Genomic DNA, 16,390 nt, shown 5'->3' with positions numbered 1-16,390 from the left:
AAAATGTACTAATAGTATACTCGTAAAAAAGCTATATCCGGCTACAACTATATGGAGAAAGGAATGTTTTTGTGAAAAACCTAGATAAAACCGTAGAAGATAAGGAAGTTTTAGACTTATTTAGTGGTAAGAGCCGCGAAAATCCATTTGTGTTATTTTCGAAAATGCGGAAGATGGGAGCTGTTATTCCTATTCCTTCTCCGATGGAAGAAATAAAAACGCAGGCGTGGGTTGTGACTCGTATGGAAGAGGCTATGCAAGTTCTAAAAGGTCATCATCATTTTACGGTAGACCAAAGTTCTATTAACACACCTCATGATACACGAAAACATAAAGCTGATGAGTCTGATCCCCCTACATTTTTTGGCGGACAATCGATGCTTTCTGTTGATGATCCAGATCACCGGCGCCTACGCAAGCTTGTATCAAAAGCATTTACTCCAAGATATATGGAAAGCTTACGTCCGCGTGTACAAGAAATAGCCGATGAGTTACTCGATGAAGTACAGGACAAAGGAAAAATGGATCTTGTTAAAGACTACGCCTATCCGTTACCCATCAACGTTATTTCTGACATGCTCGGTGTTCCGAAAGAAGATAAAGAAAAAATTCACGGTTGGTCTGCTGCTATTGCAAAAGGACTGAGCCTAGGGAGAAGAGATCCTGGGGTGGATAAACAAATAAAAGCTTTTGGAACGTATACCATGCAGCTAGTAGATGCTAAGCGTAAGCATCCTGCCGACGACTTAACAAGTCAGTTAGTCGCGATTGAAGAAGAAGGAGATCGCTTGAGTGAAGGGGAATTGCTTGCAATGATTACGTTATTAATTTTTGCGGGTCATGAGACTACCTCAAATTTAATTGCGACCGGATCTTTAATGTTATTTGATCATCCTGAACAGCTGGAAAAAATTAAAGCCGATTCTGCTTTAGTAACTTCAGCTGTTGAAGAATTGCTTCGTTTTAACGGGCCAGCCACTATTTCAGGACCTCGTTATGCTACCAAAGATCTTGAATTGGGCGGTCAGCAGATTAAAAAAGGCGACATGGTAATTCCTGTCTTAAAGTCAGCGAATCGTGATGAGCAGCAGTTTATAGATTCAGAGGAACTTGATATTACGCGTACTATCAAGAGGCACTTGGCCTTTGGTCATGGTATTCATATGTGCTTAGGAGCTCCGCTGGCTCGTATAGAAGCAGATATTGCTTTTTCTACCTTACTAAGACGTATGCCTAATCTGCGCCTTTCCATTCCTCGGGAAGAAGTAAACTTACATTTTACACTAAGCTCACAAGGAGTAACTTCCTTACCCGTTATCTTTTAAAATATCTAAAAAGTACAATTCGATAAAATAATTATTGATCTAGCAAGTGACAGCTGCTTAGCTATGTAGCTGGTAGATTTTGAACCTATACCTACCTATTCTAAAGGAGGAATAAGATCATATGAACAAAGAAGTCATTCCCGTTACAGACATTCCAAAATTCCAATCACGTGCAGAAGAGTTTTTCCCTATCCAATGGTATAAAGAAATGTTGAACAACTCCCCTGTTTATTTTCATGAAGAAACAAACACATGGAATGTATTCCAATACGAACATGTTAAACAAGTCTTGAGCAACTACGAATTTTTTTCAAGCGATGGACAAAGAACCACTATTTTTGTTGGAGATAATAGTAAGAAAAAAAGCACATCTCCAATTACCAATCTTACAAACTTAGATCCTCCTGACCACCGGAAAGCACGATCTTTGCTTGCTGCAGCCTTTACCCCTCGCAGTTTAAAGAACTGGGAACCGCGAATTAAGCAAATTGCAGCAGACCTTGTAGAAGCGATACAAAAGAATTCAACTATTGATATTGTTGAAGATTTATCTTCTCCTTTTCCTAGTTTAGTTATAGCAGATTTATTCGGCGTACCGGTAAAAGACCGATATCAGTTTAAAAAATGGGTAGATATTCTGTTTCAGCCTTATGACCAAGAAAGATTAGAAGAGATCCAACAAGAAAAGCAATGTGCAGGAGCTGAATATTTTCAATACATCTACCCGATTGTCATTGAAAAGCGCTCCAACCTTTCTGATGATATTATCTCAGACTTAATTCAAGCGGAAGTTGATGGTGAAACATCCACAGATGAAGAAATTGTGCACGCTACCATGCTGCTTTTAGGTGCAGGAGTTGAAACCACCAGTCACGCCATTGCAAATATGTTTTATTCTTTCTTATATGACGACAAGTCGTTATACAGCGAGCTGAGAAACAATAGAGAATTAGCTCCAAAAGCAGTAGAAGAAATGCTTCGATATCGGTTTCATATCTCCAGACGAGATCGTACGGTTAAACAAGATAACGAGTTATTAGGCGTTAAACTAAAAAAAGGAGATGTCGTTATTGCGTGGATGAGTGCATGTAATATGGATAAAAATATGTTTGAAAACCCTTTTTCTGTAGATATTCACCGTCCAACTAATAAAAAGCACTTAACATTCGGAAACGGACCTCATTTTTGTTTGGGCGCCCCTCTTGCCCGGCTTGAAATGAAAATTATATTAGAAGCATTTTTAGAGACATTTTCTCACATCGAACCGTTTGAAGATTTTGAATTGGAATCGCATTTAACAGCTTCAGCTACCGGTCAATCTTTAACGTATTTGCCCATGACCGTGTACAGATAAAGTTTATATATATGACAAAAAAGAGAAACGTGAAAGAGATTGGTCTTCTCCCTCACGCTTCGCTTTTTTGTTATTTAGCTATTTATTGGACTTTTAGTATCTCTGTTAAGTATTTATGTACTACACTTGAAGGCCTTTAATACCATTTAAGATTGGCAGTAAGCGAAACTTAAATGCGGAGGAGCTCATTAACGAACTATCAGCTATTTTCTTCTCTGCCCTAATACATCTTCTATAAAAGACTGATACAAATAATTAATAAGAGCAGTCGCAATCGAAATCACAAAAAGTTGGAAACGCGTCATGTTGACCATTTTGTATACCTTTAGTTTTTCTGCCAGACTGGTCAAAGGGTAAGCAAATAGATAGTCAAATAGGACGTTAATTAACAAATATTTTTTGAAATTCCCATAGGTCAGCTTGAATACCCAAAAATTAGCTATAAAAAACGGTCCAAATATAAAAGAAACGTCGCTTGAAAGTTTAGGGAAAAGAGGTTTCCTTACTTTCCACCATGTAAAGCTTTTAGATAACTCACTGATAAAAGCAATAACTAATGAACTAAATGTCAAAACAGGTAGGTATCTTTTAAAGACAAATTTATCAACTTTTACTATAGACAGCCAAGGCAATAAAAGTACTGCCAACAGCGTTAACTTTCCTTTCATTATGTACCCAACTCCTGCCGTTACGAAAATGTAAGCTAAATCATATTCTCTTTAGTTTGTGTAATAGGCTCTTTTTTATGTGTTTATTACACTGCGTTAGTTCTTTTATTCGCCTTTTATTACAAGATTTTTTGCTTTCAGGAAATTATTGATTCTCATATTCTGCATGTGCATGGAGAAAATACGGAGGTGAATGTTTAAAGGGAGGAATTAAAAATGACCACAGTACGTGAAGTTATGACTCAAGATGTGAAAGCTTGTGCACCGCACGACCCAGTAACAGCAGCTGCAAAATTAATGCGTGATATTAATTGTGGCTCTGTGCCGGTGTGTCAAGAAAATCGAGTAATGGGAATGATCACAGACCGTGATATCGTGTTAAATTGCGTGGCGGATGGAAAAGATTGCAACACTGTGCATTGCCATGATTGTATGACTAAAGATGTAGTTACGTGTTCTCCGGATACGGATATCCATGAATGTGCACGTATGATGGCAGATCATCAAATTCGCCGCATTATTGTAGTGGAGAATAATAATATGGTTGGAATCTGTGCAATCGGCGACCTTGCGACAGTGAACGTATATGTTGATGAAGCCGGTGCAGCATTAAGCGAGATTTCTAATCAAGTTCATTGAAATTTTTTAGCATATAAATCCTTAATGCTTGTACAAAATAACCCTGTCTGCAAGGAGGTGCTAATATGCCAAATTTAAATGATAACAAATTTAAAAAGATTCAGTCTGAGAGTCAAAAGCAAGGAAAGTCTCAAGAAGAATATGCGGCTGAGCTTGACGCTAATCGTGCAAAAAGCCAAAAGAAAAAGTAACAATAAAAAAGGATTACAATCGGCAGAGGTTCGGTTGTAATCCTTTTTATCATCCCGTTTTGTTATAGGCTGCGATCAGTTATAAATGTATAGTGAGTAGATGCTTCATACTTCTCACCAGGCTTTAATACACAAGAAGGAAAATGCTTATGATGAATAGCGTCTGGTAAACCTTGTGTTTCCAGGCAAACGCCAAGATATTTCTCTGAGTGAACCCCTCTAATTTCGAATTCTTCGTCTAGATGATTTCCCGTATAGAGAACAACTGAAGGCTGATCCGTTTTGACTTCTATTTTGCGACCGCTTGCTGGATCAAATAATGACATCTGATTTTCAGTTTCTGCTTCTAAAAGAAATGGATGATCGTATCCTTTACCAACTAATACATTTTGCGGATGTGTGGATTCCACTCCTTCCTTGAGACTATGTCCTTCTCTAAAATCAAATGGGGTATCTGTGACACTTATCGTTTCTCCAGTAGGTAAAAGATCATCATTCAGCTCTAAGAATTCGTTACTTTTCAGCTTTAAAACATGATCTAAGACCGTTTCTTTTAGATTTCCGCTTAAATTGAAATACGTATGATTTGTTAAATTGATAAGAGTGTCTTGATCTGTTGTTCCCTCATAAGAAATATGAAACTCATTTTTATTAGTCAACGTATACGTAACTTTCACTTCAAGATTGCCAGGGTACCCTTCTTCTCCGTCTTTACTTACATATGTAAATTCAACACCTACGTGATCACTTGCATCAATTGTTTTGGCATTCCATATTTTGTGACTAAATCCTTCTGATCCGCCATGCAAATGGTTGTTTCCTTCATTTCTCTCTAGACGATAGGTTTCATCATTAAGCTGAAACTCTGCTCCCCCTATACGTCCTGCTACGCGTCCGACCACAGCTCCGAAATAAGGAGAATACTGTTGGTATTCTTCTATTGAATCAAATCCCAATACAACACTTTCAATCTTCCCTTCAGAATCCGGCATTTCAATATTTGATATCACACATCCATAGTCAAGGCAGGTGATTTTAAGCCCTTCATCATTTAACAAGGTATAAGCATGTACAGCTTGATTGTTTAGTTCGCCAAATTTCTCAAAATTAACTTTCATTTTTAATCATTCCAATCCTCTTTTTATTCGTAAATTGCTTAACGGACCCTACATGTTATAAACATGGGATATGTTCATATAGTTCCCTCTGCAATCCTTCCTGAATCTTCATTATTCTCATTTTATTGTAATCGTGTACATTTCCTAATTCAAGCTTGAATGATAAAGGCTTGCTACTGTTTGTCATTGCTATTTCTTTAGTATTCCTAAGTATTCTTCCCAAGGTCCTACATCTTCTCTGTATCGTTCTGCCATTACTCGAACAATTTGCGCAATATGCGTTAAATCGTGAGCAACCCAAGTCGAGAGCAACTCTCTGACTTTTACTTCCCCAAACTCCGGATGTTCTCCTCTCACTTCAAGATGCTTTTCATCCTTAACTAGCAGCTTTAGTTGTTGTAAATTCTGCATTCTTATCATGTTGAATTCAAGAAGCTTTTCTTCAATAGAACTAGTAGATTCCTTGTTTAAATGAGCATAGCGGTCAAACGGAGGAAAAGCTCCCTCATTTTCTTCTTGAAGAATAAATTCTAGCCTTGGTATCCAATTGTTTTTTTCTGCTTCTATTAAATGTTCTATGACTTCGGAGGTATTCCACGTTCCTTCTCCTTCATTGCATTGCAGCCACCCTGCAGATAGCCCCGACAAAAGTTTTTCAAGCATTTGTGGGGTATGCTCAAGTATTTCGACCGCTTCTTTTAAATTAAAATTCATGTAAATTCCCCTTTCGACAAATATGACTTTCAACGTAATAATAATGAGTTATCAGTTATGTGAAAATTCTTGCTATTATAGTCAATTTTACCACAATTGACTTCTATTAAAGGAAAGAGCTATTCTTCTACTTACCTTAATGCTTACTTAAATAAAAATCAGAACATACGTTTGGTTTTCCTCTAGAAATATGATAAAATATATATAGGCTAAAACGCAGTGAGTATCAGTCTGAATAGACACTGCTTATTCGTAAAATAGATTGCTAGCAACTTTTTCATCTTGAGCTTTCCGTGTGAATTGGAGTGAGACAACAGTGAGTAAAAATCAAAAGCGATGGACAAAAGAAGAAGATAGATTTCTTATCCAACACTATGGCGTTATGACGCTTCAAAAGATGGGTAAGCATTTACATAGAAGCAAGGAATCGGTTAATAAACGGCTTACTCGATTAAATCTTCGTGCTTCAGATACAGCTTTACGTAAAAAGTGGACGTCTAAACAAGATGCTTTTTTACAGCAGAACATTGATATCATGAATAACCGTGAAATGGCACACTCCTTAGGCAGAAGTCCTTCTTCTATTGCTACGCGCATAAAAGTTTTAGGACTAACAAGAAAAACAGCCATGCGAAGATGGACAGTACAAGAAGACGATTATTTACTAAGGTATTACGGAATAAAACCTCTTTCACACATATCAGCTAAATTACAGCGAAGTGTGCAAGCATTAGAATCGAGGTTAAACCGTTTAGAAGTGTATGGAGCGAAAGCGCACGTAGGACACATTACAGCGTGTGAACTAGCAGCCTGCCTTGAAGTAGATGTTCATACAATTTACAAGTGGATTCATAAAGAGAATCTACCGTATAAAATGATCATCGCCAAGACAAGAAAATTTATGGGAATTGACATTCAATCTTTCTGGCAGTGGGCCGAACAAAATAAAACGTGTCTTAACTTCTTTAAAATACCTAAAAATACGCTTATTCCAGAACCGGCGTGGGTGGATGAACAAAGAAAGCTAGACTATGTAAAGCGCCCTAAATACGAACATAAAAAGTGGACAGCAGAAGAAGATGCCACATTGTGGCGTATGTTTTATCAGGAAAAGCGCAATCAGCGAGAAATTGGGCAGCTGCTCGGGCGTTCAAGAAATAGCGTGCAGCGACGTTTAGAGCGGCTACGCAAAAAGAAAATAGCTAGTTAAACGATAAAAAGCTTGGGATAAGCATAGCTTATCCCAAGCTTTTTTATTGATATGACTTTTTGTTAAGCTTTAACTGCTTTTTCCCAATCTGCTGCAAATTTTTCCATTCCTTGGTCAGTTAACGGATGTTTTGCTAATTGCTCAATAACAGCGTATGGAATTGTGGCAATATGAGCTCCTGCAAGTGCTACGCGCGTTACATGATCCGGATGTCTTACAGATGCCGCAATAATTTGAGAGTCGATGTTTTGAACGCGGAATAACTCAGCGATTTTAGATACTAGCTGTACTCCATCTTCTGAAATATCATCAAGACGTCCTAAAAATGGAGAAACATACGTCGCTCCAGCACGAGCTGCTAAAAGCGCTTGGTTTACTGTAAAGATCAAAGTAACATTTGTTTTTACGCCTTTTTTTGCAAGGTAGCGCGTCGCTTCCAAGCCAGCCAATGTCATAGGCAGCTTAATCGTAATATTTTTATCTCCGTCGTTAATTTTAATCAGTTCTTCAGCTTGAGCAATCATGTCTTCAGCAGAAAGTGCGTCAGGTGTTACCTCAGCGGAAACGGATTCAACTTCCGGTACCATTTGAAGAATTTCTTCGATACGGTCTTCAAATCTTACGCCTTCTTTTGCTACTAAAGATGGATTGGTTGTCACACCAGCTAGAACACCTACTTTGTATGCTTTCTTAATATCCTCAAGGTTTGCTGTATCAATAAAAAATTTCATCTCACTATTCCTCCTTATTGTTGTACATCAATCTGCATTTCAACTTGCTCGAACTATAGCCTAGCCAATTTGCTGCAGGGCATATAGGTTTTCTATAGAAGCGTTTTCAATCTCTTTTGCGGTTAATACTTTTAATTTTTCTAAAAATTGTATAGCGTCCACGCGGTCTTCAATATCTTCTTCTGTACGAATATTCTCCGTTTTAATCTGGTGGATACATTCGTTGATAACTTCTTTGTACGCATTCGTTTGAATAAACCATTCTGCTAACAGCGTTTTTGTTGCTTCTCTTTCTTCTTCACTTTTCACTGCAAACAAACTTTCTGTTTCCGTTTCACTCAGCATAAGGCTGCTAAAATCGTGATTCATACAAAGCCAAAAATAACCTTTTTGGCTATCGTAATACTTTCCTTCTCTTAAAAGAAAATACTTGATTCCAAATTTAATTTTATGAGATTGGTTCTCTGAACTCGGCATATGAATTTCTTTTATTTCTACGCTTTCTGGTACATCCAGATATGTTTCTAAACCGTACTTTGTATTCACTACTTTTGCATCCAATATGTCCATTCTCATTCTCCTTTTCTCAAGTTCTATTTATTTTTATAAAAAAACAGAGGTCTGATTTTATGTAATAACGAATCCAGTTTTTGTGGATATTTTTCTTAACCAACCGACATGTTTTACTGTTTACGCTTTCATTATATATCAGATTATTCAAAAAAACATCAAAAACAATCAAATTCATTCAAAAAAGTCATAAAATCCTAAAAAAGTAGTCAAAAAAGTTCATTAACTATTAAAAATAGATAAACTTTTACGTTGATTACATGTTTCAAGGCATCCTAAGGTAATTACCTCTTCAAAAAAAAACCGACTTTTATTACATACCCTCTTCGCAAAAATATACCCACTCATTTCACCGTTTTTTCACTTTAACATGATATCCTGTAGTATACTTTTGTTTCACGTACTAATTCCCATAATTTTTTACTATTTGAGGTTATTCGTTTTTATTAGTGGGAAAGTTACATAAATACAACACGTTATAGGGGGACTTTAACATGGATAAAAGAATTGAAACATTAAAAGAAAAACTGCCTGATAATCATAAGGAGGTTGCTGTTCTTACCTCTCATATTTTTGATGCGCTTGATAAATTAACAACTGAACATCGCAGATATGTTGATATTTCGGCAGCAGCCAAAATAAAGCCGAATCCGGATGAAGAGAAAGCTTTTTTTGATACCATCTATCAAGTGAAAACACTCATCATGTCAGAGCTCGAAAAAACCGTTGAAGATATCGAGCACAAAGGTGATAAAAACTGGCATAAGAACTATAAAGATGGAATAGAGTGATAGGTAAATAAGACGTTTAAAAGCCTGTGCTTTTTGGAGCACAGGCTTTTTTCCATGAGATTCTCTACATTCTACTGACTCGATTGGATAGCTCATGGAATTCAATCATTGAAGGTTTAATACCGTTACTTTTTCACGAGTCATGGATTCAATGCTTTTACGAATACCTTGAGCGCCCATACCGGATCCTTTTACACCGATAAAAGGAAAATGATCAGGACCGCGTTCTGTACGGCCGTTGATTTGAACGGAACCGACTTCCATTTTATTTGCAATTGAGAAGGCTTTATTAATATCTTTTGTAAAAACGCTTGCTTGTAAGCCGAATTCTGATTCGTTTGCTATGTCAATGGCTTCTTGGTCAGAAGCGACGCGGATAATTGGTAACACAGGACCAAATGGTTCTTCCCATGCTACACGCATAGTATCATTCACGTTATCTAAAAGAGTAGGATAGATAAGGTTGCCTTCACGCTTGTTCCCAGTCACAACATCTGCACCTTTTCCGAGGGCGTCTGCAATTAAAATCTGAATAAAGTCCGCTGCCTTGCTATCAATTAATGGAACGATTGTACATCCATCTTCAGGAGAACCAACTGATAGTTTATGTACTTCTTCTTTTAAGATGTCGACCAGCTCGTTTGCCACTTTTTCATGCACAAGTACACGTTTAATGGCTGTACAGCGCTGACCCGAATAAGAAAATGCTCCGCTTATAATATGTTTTGCTGCTTCCTGCAAATCTGCATCTTCACATACAATACCCGGATCTTTTCCTCCAAGTTCTAGTACAAGAGGAATCATGCCTGCCTTTTTAGCTAACTGAGTACCTGTATTTGTTCCTCCGGTAAACGAAATCATGTTAATGCCTTTATGTTCAACCAAGTAATCACCAATTACAGATCCGCGGCCCGTTACGACGTTTACAAGTCCTTGTGGAATACCTGCTTGATCAAGAGCTTCAATCATTTTAATACCGCTGATCGCTCCTTGCGTTGCGGGTTTGAAGATAACTGCATTTCCTGAAATAAGCGCAGGCGCAAGCTTAGCAGCTGACAGATTTACCGGATAATTAAATGGAGGAATCGCGAGGACAACTCCTAAAGGTACACGTTCAACAATGGCCACTTTAGACTTAGAGCCTCCAGGAAAACTATCTCCTTTCATGCTTTCTCCGTTCATATGAAGTGCTTCTTCAACTGTATAACGAATGAAATCAGCTGTGCGCACGACTTCATTTCTTGCATCTTTTAAGCTTTTTCCAACTTCTTTCATAATAATTTCGGCAATTTCACTCTGCATTTTTACCAGCTCATCTGCCCACTTATATAAATATTTGGCACGGTCTTGCAGAGAAGTTTCCGCCCACCCCTTCTGAGCTTTCTGTGCGGCATGTACTGCTTCATCGACTTCATCTTTTGTGATAGCCTGCACTTTTCCAATCACATCATGACGATATGGAGAAACAATATCAATTGTCTGCCCTGATTTGCTTTCTTTCCACTCACCGTTAAGATAAAAAGAATAAGTTGATACATTTAATACCGTTGTTGTCATAAAAAGTCCCCCTTAATAAAAGTGAAATTTATTATCTGAATTTTCAGTCTTTTTAACGAATGAAAACTCTGTGAATATCTGAGCAAAAAAGAATTCTAGATGTATCCATTTCTATACCTTTTTATATCGCTTGTAACTTTCTTAAACTTGCTGCCTTTAAAGCAAACAGCTTTTCTCTTTTCGACTCAAAACCAAAGCATCATATAATTTAATGAATATTTTGTATTTTTAATATATATAAATTTCTTTCATTCGTACAATACAAATAAGTTATCTCAATGATTAATAATTTTAATGATTTATATCCCCCATACGAAAAAATTTTATGGATTCCTACTTTTTTAGGGGAAATGGGAGTTTTAAGCTCTCTTGATTATATTTATTTCTAGGAAGATATTTAAGAGATGTACTACTCTTTTTGTTCTATGTGTTGAGAAAATAAAATAAGGGTATAAAATAAATATAGGAGAATGAAGATGAAAGTAGAATATATATTCTAAAGGGAGGGATTTATTGTGATTGTTACTTTAGGTTTTGTGGCATCAATTATTGCGTTGTTTATGCTTTTTACTAACCGGACGTCCAATATCCCGGAAGAAATAATCCATGAAACAACACATGCCAATAAAGAAGAGCAGTATATGTATTATATATAAAGCGTCTTAACAGACGCTTTTTTGTTGCGCTTTTTACAAAGTCTATAGCGGTTAGAAACGGCCCTCACCTATCATTTATCTTTATTTGTCAGTGCCTGATAGCCATAAATAGTTAAACAGAAACCAATAAATGAAAAAAAGATATGTTTTGGTTTAAAGTTGACTAACTTAAATAAGTCCAACTTTTGATACAAGTAACTTAGCGGAAAAGCAAATAGTGAATCCATAAGTAAATTAACCAGAAAAAATCGTTTGAAGCGGCCAAACGTAAAATGAAAGATCCACAGTGTCCCGACCAAAAAGGGACCAAAAATAAAACTGCTATCGTTTAAAATTTTCCCTTTCCACCCTCCTTTTACACTCCACCACTTGTAAGGAATAGCTAATGAACACATTCCAATTACTAACGATGAGGCAAAAAGAGAAGCGGGAAAATAGGTCCTAATTGATTTTTTTGGCATAAAAACAAGGGAAATCCATGGAAGAAGCAATTGAAGAATTCTAATGACATTGGGCATATTAGTAAATTCTCCTTTCTTATGTTAACATGCCTAAATGTAGTGGTATTATGCCTATATCCTAAAAATAGGATGAGCTCTATTACTCCTAGAGTTATTTACAACCGGTGGAACAATCATGATCAAGACAGTGCACGGATTCCAGCAAAACGGTTAAGAGTTAATTCTTTTTAAGTAAAAATATCTGAATTCAAAATACGACAGACTTCGACACTGTCTATTTGTTACTATATTTTTTAGGTTATATTTTTAGATTTGAAGCGTTTTTACATAAAAAATTCAATAATTTAAGCCTTTAAAATGACGTGGCAAGTGGAGGAAACTTAATGTGTTTCAAATGTAGACTACTGCTGATAAAGATAGAATTCATACGAAAAATGATGATGATGATTGCCTTAGAAGAAGGATTTACAAGTAGTAATACCATTAAAATCAGCCAGGATCTAGATGTATTGTTAAATCGGTTTGAAGCTACTTGTTAAGAAATGCTGGTGGATAACAGAAAAAGGATCTTTCCATAAGATCCTTTTTTGTTATTGGTCGACAATTATTTGTTTCAAAAAAATGAAGGCTGATGTTATTTAGTAGTACATCTTGATCGTTCGTTCATATTCTATTTAATCTTTCTGTGCTTCAAAAAAATCCCACATTATTTTTGAAGCATTAGGACCTTTTGAATCAGTATCTGATCCATTGTCATTTCCTCCTGACCATGCATGCCCCATATCCTCTACCATAATTTTTTTCATCCAGGTTTTATTTTCTGTATCTACGTAGTCAGACATTATGTAGCTATAATGATTTCCATTGTCTTGTGACGTATAAAATGCAGCCTTTTCATGTAGGTTTATACCGAAATTCTTATAGGTATAAATCCACTGCTGAATTAATGTAGACGCATTAACTGGATTGACTGTTGTATCTGATTGACCATGAAATGTAATGATGGGAACAGGCCGTGCATAAGGTCCCATTTTCTTATAAGCTTCATCACCGTCAAGTTCAGGATTTAGAGATCCATATAGCATAACTTCTCCAGCTGTGATGAGGTCTACAGCATACGCATTACTGCCTGCTGAATGAATACCTACCGCTTTAAATACATCAGGATAAGCAATAGCCATCACATTTGCCATAAATCCTCCAGCTGACATGCCAGCAAGGTATATATTAGTAGAATCAATCGCATATTTAGTGGTTATGTGATCAATCATATCTTTTATTATGTCTGGCTCTCCATTACCGCGAAACTGGTTATACTCATAAAACCAATTCCAGCACCCGTTGGAATTAGCAAAGTAATTCATCTGAGGGTAGAGAACAATAAAGCCTTTTTCTTCCGCTAGCTTATTCATCTCTGTACCCGTAGCAAAATCATCTGCGTCTTGTTGACACCCATGAAGCATAACGATTAATGGTACTTTACTTAATCCAGTATATGTACTTGGAACATATACCTTGTAGGTAAAATAATCATCATAATTATACTCTTTCCAAATAGGTTGAAAGAACACGCTCTGTAATTCTATTAAAAGCGTAGAAGCAGTTAAAATTGGATTTGTAAAAAAGGAACATAAAGTATTCACGGAGTTTACCCTCTCTCTATTTCTGATGTATACTCTCTATTTCGTTATATCACAAAATAATCCTTTTATTATGACGCTGATCTTTTGTATATGCCTTTAATTATTTCTCTCTTCATGCTTTAGTTGTACAAATTCATATAGTAAGTTACGCTCTGCGTTGGATAACAACTTTAGTTAATTTTATTAAACTTACTATAACGACTATCCAATCGGGAAAATTTTAAAGGGAGTGTTCAAAATGCCGAAAGTAAAGCCTGGTTTTAAACATTATTGGAATGAGATCATACAAGGACTTATTATCACCAAATAATATACGAAAATCCTAGTATAGAATTAAGGGTATAAAAAAAGACTGGCTATAAAAAGCCCGTCTTTTTTATGTTACCAAACGATTATTTATTTAATCAAAATTAAAAACTGATATTATTTGGCGGTACATTGTCTCCTTTGTCATCTGTCTTGAGCTCGGATTCTATGTATGAATCTTTAGAGGATTCTCCCATACGCCAATAAACAAGGAAGCTGATGGCAATACACCCTGCTACATAGAAGAAGAAAATTGATTCATGGCCAATACTTTTTAGCCATAGTGCGATAAATTCTGCTGTCCCTCCAAATATGGCAACTGTAAGTCCGTAGGGTAATCCTACACCAAGAGCTCGAATCTCTGTTGGAAAAAGCTCAGCTTTTACAATTGCGTTAATAGATGTATAACCAGTTACAATGATAAGTCCAACTGTCATTAATAAAAAGGCCATAACTGGGTTATGTGCTTGTTTCATAAAAAGAAACAGCGGTACAGTCAGCAATGTTCCCAAAATACCAAAGCTCATTAACAGAGGTCTGCGTCCAATTTTATCCGATAGCATACCTGCTATTGGCTGGATGACAACAAATACAAGCAGCGCACAGAAGTTAATCCAGCTTACGACCCCTTTATCCAGACCTACACTGTTTACCATAAATTTTTGCAAATACGTTGTATACGTATAAAAAGCGACCGTTCCTCCTAAAGTTAAGCCAATAACGGTCAATACTGCTTTAGGATGCTTCATAAGTGCTTTAATAGTCCCTGCATTTTCACGGCTTTCAGAGTCCATTTTAGAAAATTGCTCTGACTCATCCATCGTACGGCGCAGCCATAAAACACTTAGCGCTCCGATTGCTCCAATGACAAAAGGAATACGCCAGCCCCATGAAATCATATCTGCTTCACTAAGAACGTTTTGCAGAATAATTTGAACACCTAATGCTACCAGCTGACCAGCAACAAGCGTTACATACTGAAAGCTTGAATAAAATCCTCTTCGCCCGCTGCTTGCCATTTCAGAAAGATAAGTTGCAGACGTTCCGTATTCTCCCCCTAAGGAGATTCCTTGAAGCAAACGTGCGAGTACTAGAATAATAGGAGATAATAACCCTATCGTACTGTAGCTGGGGGTACAAGCGATAATCAAAGAACCGCTGGCCATAATCGTAATAGATAAGGTAAGCGCAGCACGGCGACCATATCGGTCCGCGTAGCGTCCCATTAATAAACTACCGATTGGACGCATTAAGAAGCCGACGGCAAAGATTGCCGCTGTGTTAAGCAGCTGACTTGTTGGATCGCCTTCTGGGAAAAATTGCGATGAAAAATAGACGGCAAAAGCAGAGTAAACGTACCAATCGTACCATTCAATTAAATTCCCAACAGATCCTTTAAAAATATTACTTGTAACACGCCTGTTGTTTGCAGCTTCACTGATATGAGCCATGAGTGATCCCTCTTTTCTTTGAGTGTTTAATGTTGGTTCTCCTGTAACATGAAGTAGTAAGTAATTTACCAGCAAATCTTTTTTAACAGCTAGATTGTATTGCTTTCTATAAAACCTATTCAACCAATTATTTATATAATGAGAGCGCTTAACAAAGGTTGAATAATTCATTTCGATATCACCTATAGATACAAAATAAGCGGGTTTAAAAGCGGCTGCTGTCTATTACATATGTAGTGTTAATCCTCCCTTCTATTTATATATTGTACTATTGATTTATTAGAAAATATAATATTTTCTAATTATTTATACAAAAATTTTACAAAGTTCGGTTTTCTAATTTATATGTGAAACAGAAAAAAACCACTTTCTTTAAGTAAGAACATGGTTAAGAAAATACTCTTTTCAACTTGAGAGTGTAAGCTGCTTACATTTACATAATATGTAGAATAAACATAACTTGTACTAAGCTCTAACCTAAATTTAAGATAATTATCGAATTTTAATCTTATCCTCTATTATATATACAGCCATAGATGCTCTATAATTTTGTTACATTGGCAACCTTAATTTGGCTCATTTGATTTTAAATTCACACAAAAAGCGTTCCACTCCGAGATATTTTTCGCCTAAACTTGTTATTTGGAAGCCAAAATTAGAATAAAAGTTTACTGCCTCTTTATCTGTCTCAGCAAAAATAGAATGTATATCATAGTTCTTACAAAGAAAGCGAATCATGCTGCTTCCTATTCCTTTCCCTCTCTCTTTTGGTAAAACAGCTATATGTTTTATAACAGCTTCCTTGGCGTTAAGAAATTCAACTCCTATACAGCTAACTGTTTCTCCATTTACTTCAATAGTATATAATTTCCGACTTGGCAAACAAGTGTATTTTTTATACTCTCCATCAACCTTCTCTTCTAAAGTTGCATAAGATAACAGCTTTTTTATTGTAGGGTTCACCATAGTTGAAGTGATTTCTTTCATCCTAGCACCTCTTTTCGC

Annotated in this window: 18 protein-coding genes; 8 read left to right on the top strand and 10 right to left on the bottom strand. The window is 36.4% G+C overall.

Going from position 1 to position 16,390, the window contains the following annotated elements:
- The first annotated feature begins 71 nt into the window (after positions 1-71).
- Together ACO1DI_RS14775 and ACO1DI_RS14770 are read left to right on the top strand one after the other, a co-directional pair.
- On the top strand, positions 72-1,325 hold the full coding sequence (locus ACO1DI_RS14775; RefSeq protein WP_209368905.1) for a cytochrome P450 family protein: 1,254 nt from the start codon (positions 72-74) through the stop codon (positions 1,323-1,325).
- A 121-nt stretch (positions 1,326-1,446) separates the two neighbouring features.
- Entirely contained in the window at positions 1,447-2,679 is a 1,233-nt protein-coding gene (locus ACO1DI_RS14770) for a cytochrome P450 (protein WP_423145430.1), read from the top strand.
- Positions 2,680-2,882: 203 nt separating this feature from the next.
- Here ACO1DI_RS14770 and ACO1DI_RS14765 read toward each other — a convergent pair whose 3' ends face one another.
- Positions 2,883-3,347 (bottom strand): hypothetical protein, encoded by a 465-nt coding sequence (locus ACO1DI_RS14765; RefSeq protein ID WP_140450712.1) that lies wholly within the window; start codon positions 3,345-3,347, stop codon positions 2,883-2,885.
- A 216-nt stretch (positions 3,348-3,563) separates the two neighbouring features.
- On the opposite strand from ACO1DI_RS14765, the gene ACO1DI_RS14760 reads away from it, so the two are divergent.
- Entirely contained in the window at positions 3,564-3,986 is a 423-nt protein-coding gene (locus tag ACO1DI_RS14760) for a CBS domain-containing protein (protein ID WP_014460561.1), read from the top strand.
- Positions 3,987-4,051: 65 nt separating this feature from the next.
- The gene (locus ACO1DI_RS14755) at positions 4,052-4,177 is read left to right on the top strand and encodes a hypothetical protein (RefSeq protein WP_013056562.1); all 126 of its coding nucleotides are present in this window, start codon (positions 4,052-4,054) and stop codon (positions 4,175-4,177) included.
- Positions 4,178-4,239: 62 nt separating this feature from the next.
- On the opposite strand, the gene ACO1DI_RS14750 is transcribed toward ACO1DI_RS14755, so the two are convergent.
- Together ACO1DI_RS14750 and ACO1DI_RS14745 are read right to left on the bottom strand one after the other, a co-directional pair.
- A complete protein-coding gene (locus ACO1DI_RS14750) occupies positions 4,240-5,295 on the bottom strand; it encodes an aldose epimerase family protein (RefSeq protein WP_243549138.1) in 1,056 nt (351 codons plus the stop codon).
- Between the two features lie 189 nt (positions 5,296-5,484).
- On the bottom strand, positions 5,485-6,009 hold the full coding sequence (locus ACO1DI_RS14745; protein ID WP_328575202.1) for a DinB family protein: 525 nt from the start codon (positions 6,007-6,009) through the stop codon (positions 5,485-5,487).
- A gap of 316 nt (positions 6,010-6,325) precedes the next feature.
- Here ACO1DI_RS14745 and ACO1DI_RS14740 point away from each other — a divergent pair, with 316 nt between their 5' ends.
- The gene (locus ACO1DI_RS14740; RefSeq protein ID WP_140450693.1) at positions 6,326-7,219 is read left to right on the top strand and encodes a sigma-70 family RNA polymerase sigma factor; all 894 of its coding nucleotides are present in this window, start codon (positions 6,326-6,328) and stop codon (positions 7,217-7,219) included.
- Positions 7,220-7,281: 62 nt separating this feature from the next.
- On the opposite strand, the gene fsa is transcribed toward ACO1DI_RS14740, so the two are convergent.
- Both fsa and ACO1DI_RS14730 read right to left on the bottom strand, forming a co-directional pair.
- Positions 7,282-7,950 (bottom strand): fructose-6-phosphate aldolase, encoded by a 669-nt coding sequence (fsa, locus tag ACO1DI_RS14735; RefSeq protein ID WP_013082751.1) that lies wholly within the window; start codon positions 7,948-7,950, stop codon positions 7,282-7,284.
- A gap of 60 nt (positions 7,951-8,010) precedes the next feature.
- The gene (locus ACO1DI_RS14730; RefSeq protein ID WP_033578705.1) at positions 8,011-8,520 is read right to left on the bottom strand and encodes a hypothetical protein; all 510 of its coding nucleotides are present in this window, start codon (positions 8,518-8,520) and stop codon (positions 8,011-8,013) included.
- A 494-nt stretch (positions 8,521-9,014) separates the two neighbouring features.
- Here ACO1DI_RS14730 and ACO1DI_RS14725 point away from each other — a divergent pair, with 494 nt between their 5' ends.
- Positions 9,015-9,311 (top strand): hypothetical protein, encoded by a 297-nt coding sequence (locus ACO1DI_RS14725; RefSeq protein WP_013082749.1) that lies wholly within the window; start codon positions 9,015-9,017, stop codon positions 9,309-9,311.
- 105 nt (positions 9,312-9,416) lie between these two features.
- On the opposite strand, the gene ACO1DI_RS14720 is transcribed toward ACO1DI_RS14725, so the two are convergent.
- Positions 9,417-10,868, bottom strand: coding sequence for an NADP-dependent glyceraldehyde-3-phosphate dehydrogenase (locus ACO1DI_RS14720; RefSeq protein ID WP_014460567.1), 1,452 nt, complete (start codon positions 10,866-10,868; stop codon positions 9,417-9,419).
- A 515-nt stretch (positions 10,869-11,383) separates the two neighbouring features.
- Here ACO1DI_RS14720 and ACO1DI_RS14715 point away from each other — a divergent pair.
- Positions 11,384-11,524 carry a hypothetical protein gene (locus tag ACO1DI_RS14715; protein WP_014460568.1) on the top strand — a complete coding sequence of 47 codons (141 nt, stop codon included), beginning with the start codon at positions 11,384-11,386 and terminating at the stop codon, positions 11,522-11,524.
- A 71-nt stretch (positions 11,525-11,595) separates the two neighbouring features.
- Here ACO1DI_RS14715 and ACO1DI_RS14710 read toward each other — a convergent pair whose 3' ends face one another.
- Positions 11,596-12,042: a hypothetical protein gene (locus ACO1DI_RS14710; RefSeq protein WP_014460569.1), complete on the bottom strand. Its 447-nt coding sequence runs from the start codon at positions 12,040-12,042 to the stop codon at positions 11,596-11,598.
- A gap of 326 nt (positions 12,043-12,368) precedes the next feature.
- On the opposite strand from ACO1DI_RS14710, the gene ACO1DI_RS14705 reads away from it, so the two are divergent.
- The gene (locus ACO1DI_RS14705; protein WP_016763750.1) at positions 12,369-12,524 is read left to right on the top strand and encodes an aspartyl-phosphate phosphatase Spo0E family protein; all 156 of its coding nucleotides are present in this window, start codon (positions 12,369-12,371) and stop codon (positions 12,522-12,524) included.
- A 135-nt stretch (positions 12,525-12,659) separates the two neighbouring features.
- Here ACO1DI_RS14705 and ACO1DI_RS14700 read toward each other — a convergent pair whose 3' ends face one another.
- From ACO1DI_RS14700 to ACO1DI_RS14690, 3 genes are all read right to left on the bottom strand, one after another.
- Positions 12,660-13,628 (bottom strand): alpha/beta hydrolase family esterase, encoded by a 969-nt coding sequence (locus ACO1DI_RS14700; protein WP_014460570.1) that lies wholly within the window; start codon positions 13,626-13,628, stop codon positions 12,660-12,662.
- Between the two features lie 410 nt (positions 13,629-14,038).
- The gene (locus tag ACO1DI_RS14695; RefSeq protein WP_423145429.1) at positions 14,039-15,385 is read right to left on the bottom strand and encodes an MFS transporter; all 1,347 of its coding nucleotides are present in this window, start codon (positions 15,383-15,385) and stop codon (positions 14,039-14,041) included.
- Positions 15,386-15,961: 576 nt separating this feature from the next.
- Positions 15,962-16,372 (bottom strand): GNAT family N-acetyltransferase, encoded by a 411-nt coding sequence (locus ACO1DI_RS14690; protein ID WP_423145428.1) that lies wholly within the window; start codon positions 16,370-16,372, stop codon positions 15,962-15,964.
- Positions 16,373-16,390: the final 18 nt, after the last annotated feature.

It is taken from the genome of Priestia sp. 40 (genome assembly GCF_049368575.1).
Lineage (GTDB): Bacteria > Bacillota > Bacilli > Bacillales > Bacillaceae_H > Priestia > Priestia zanthoxyli.
This window is presented reverse-complemented; position numbering and strand designations above follow the sequence as displayed.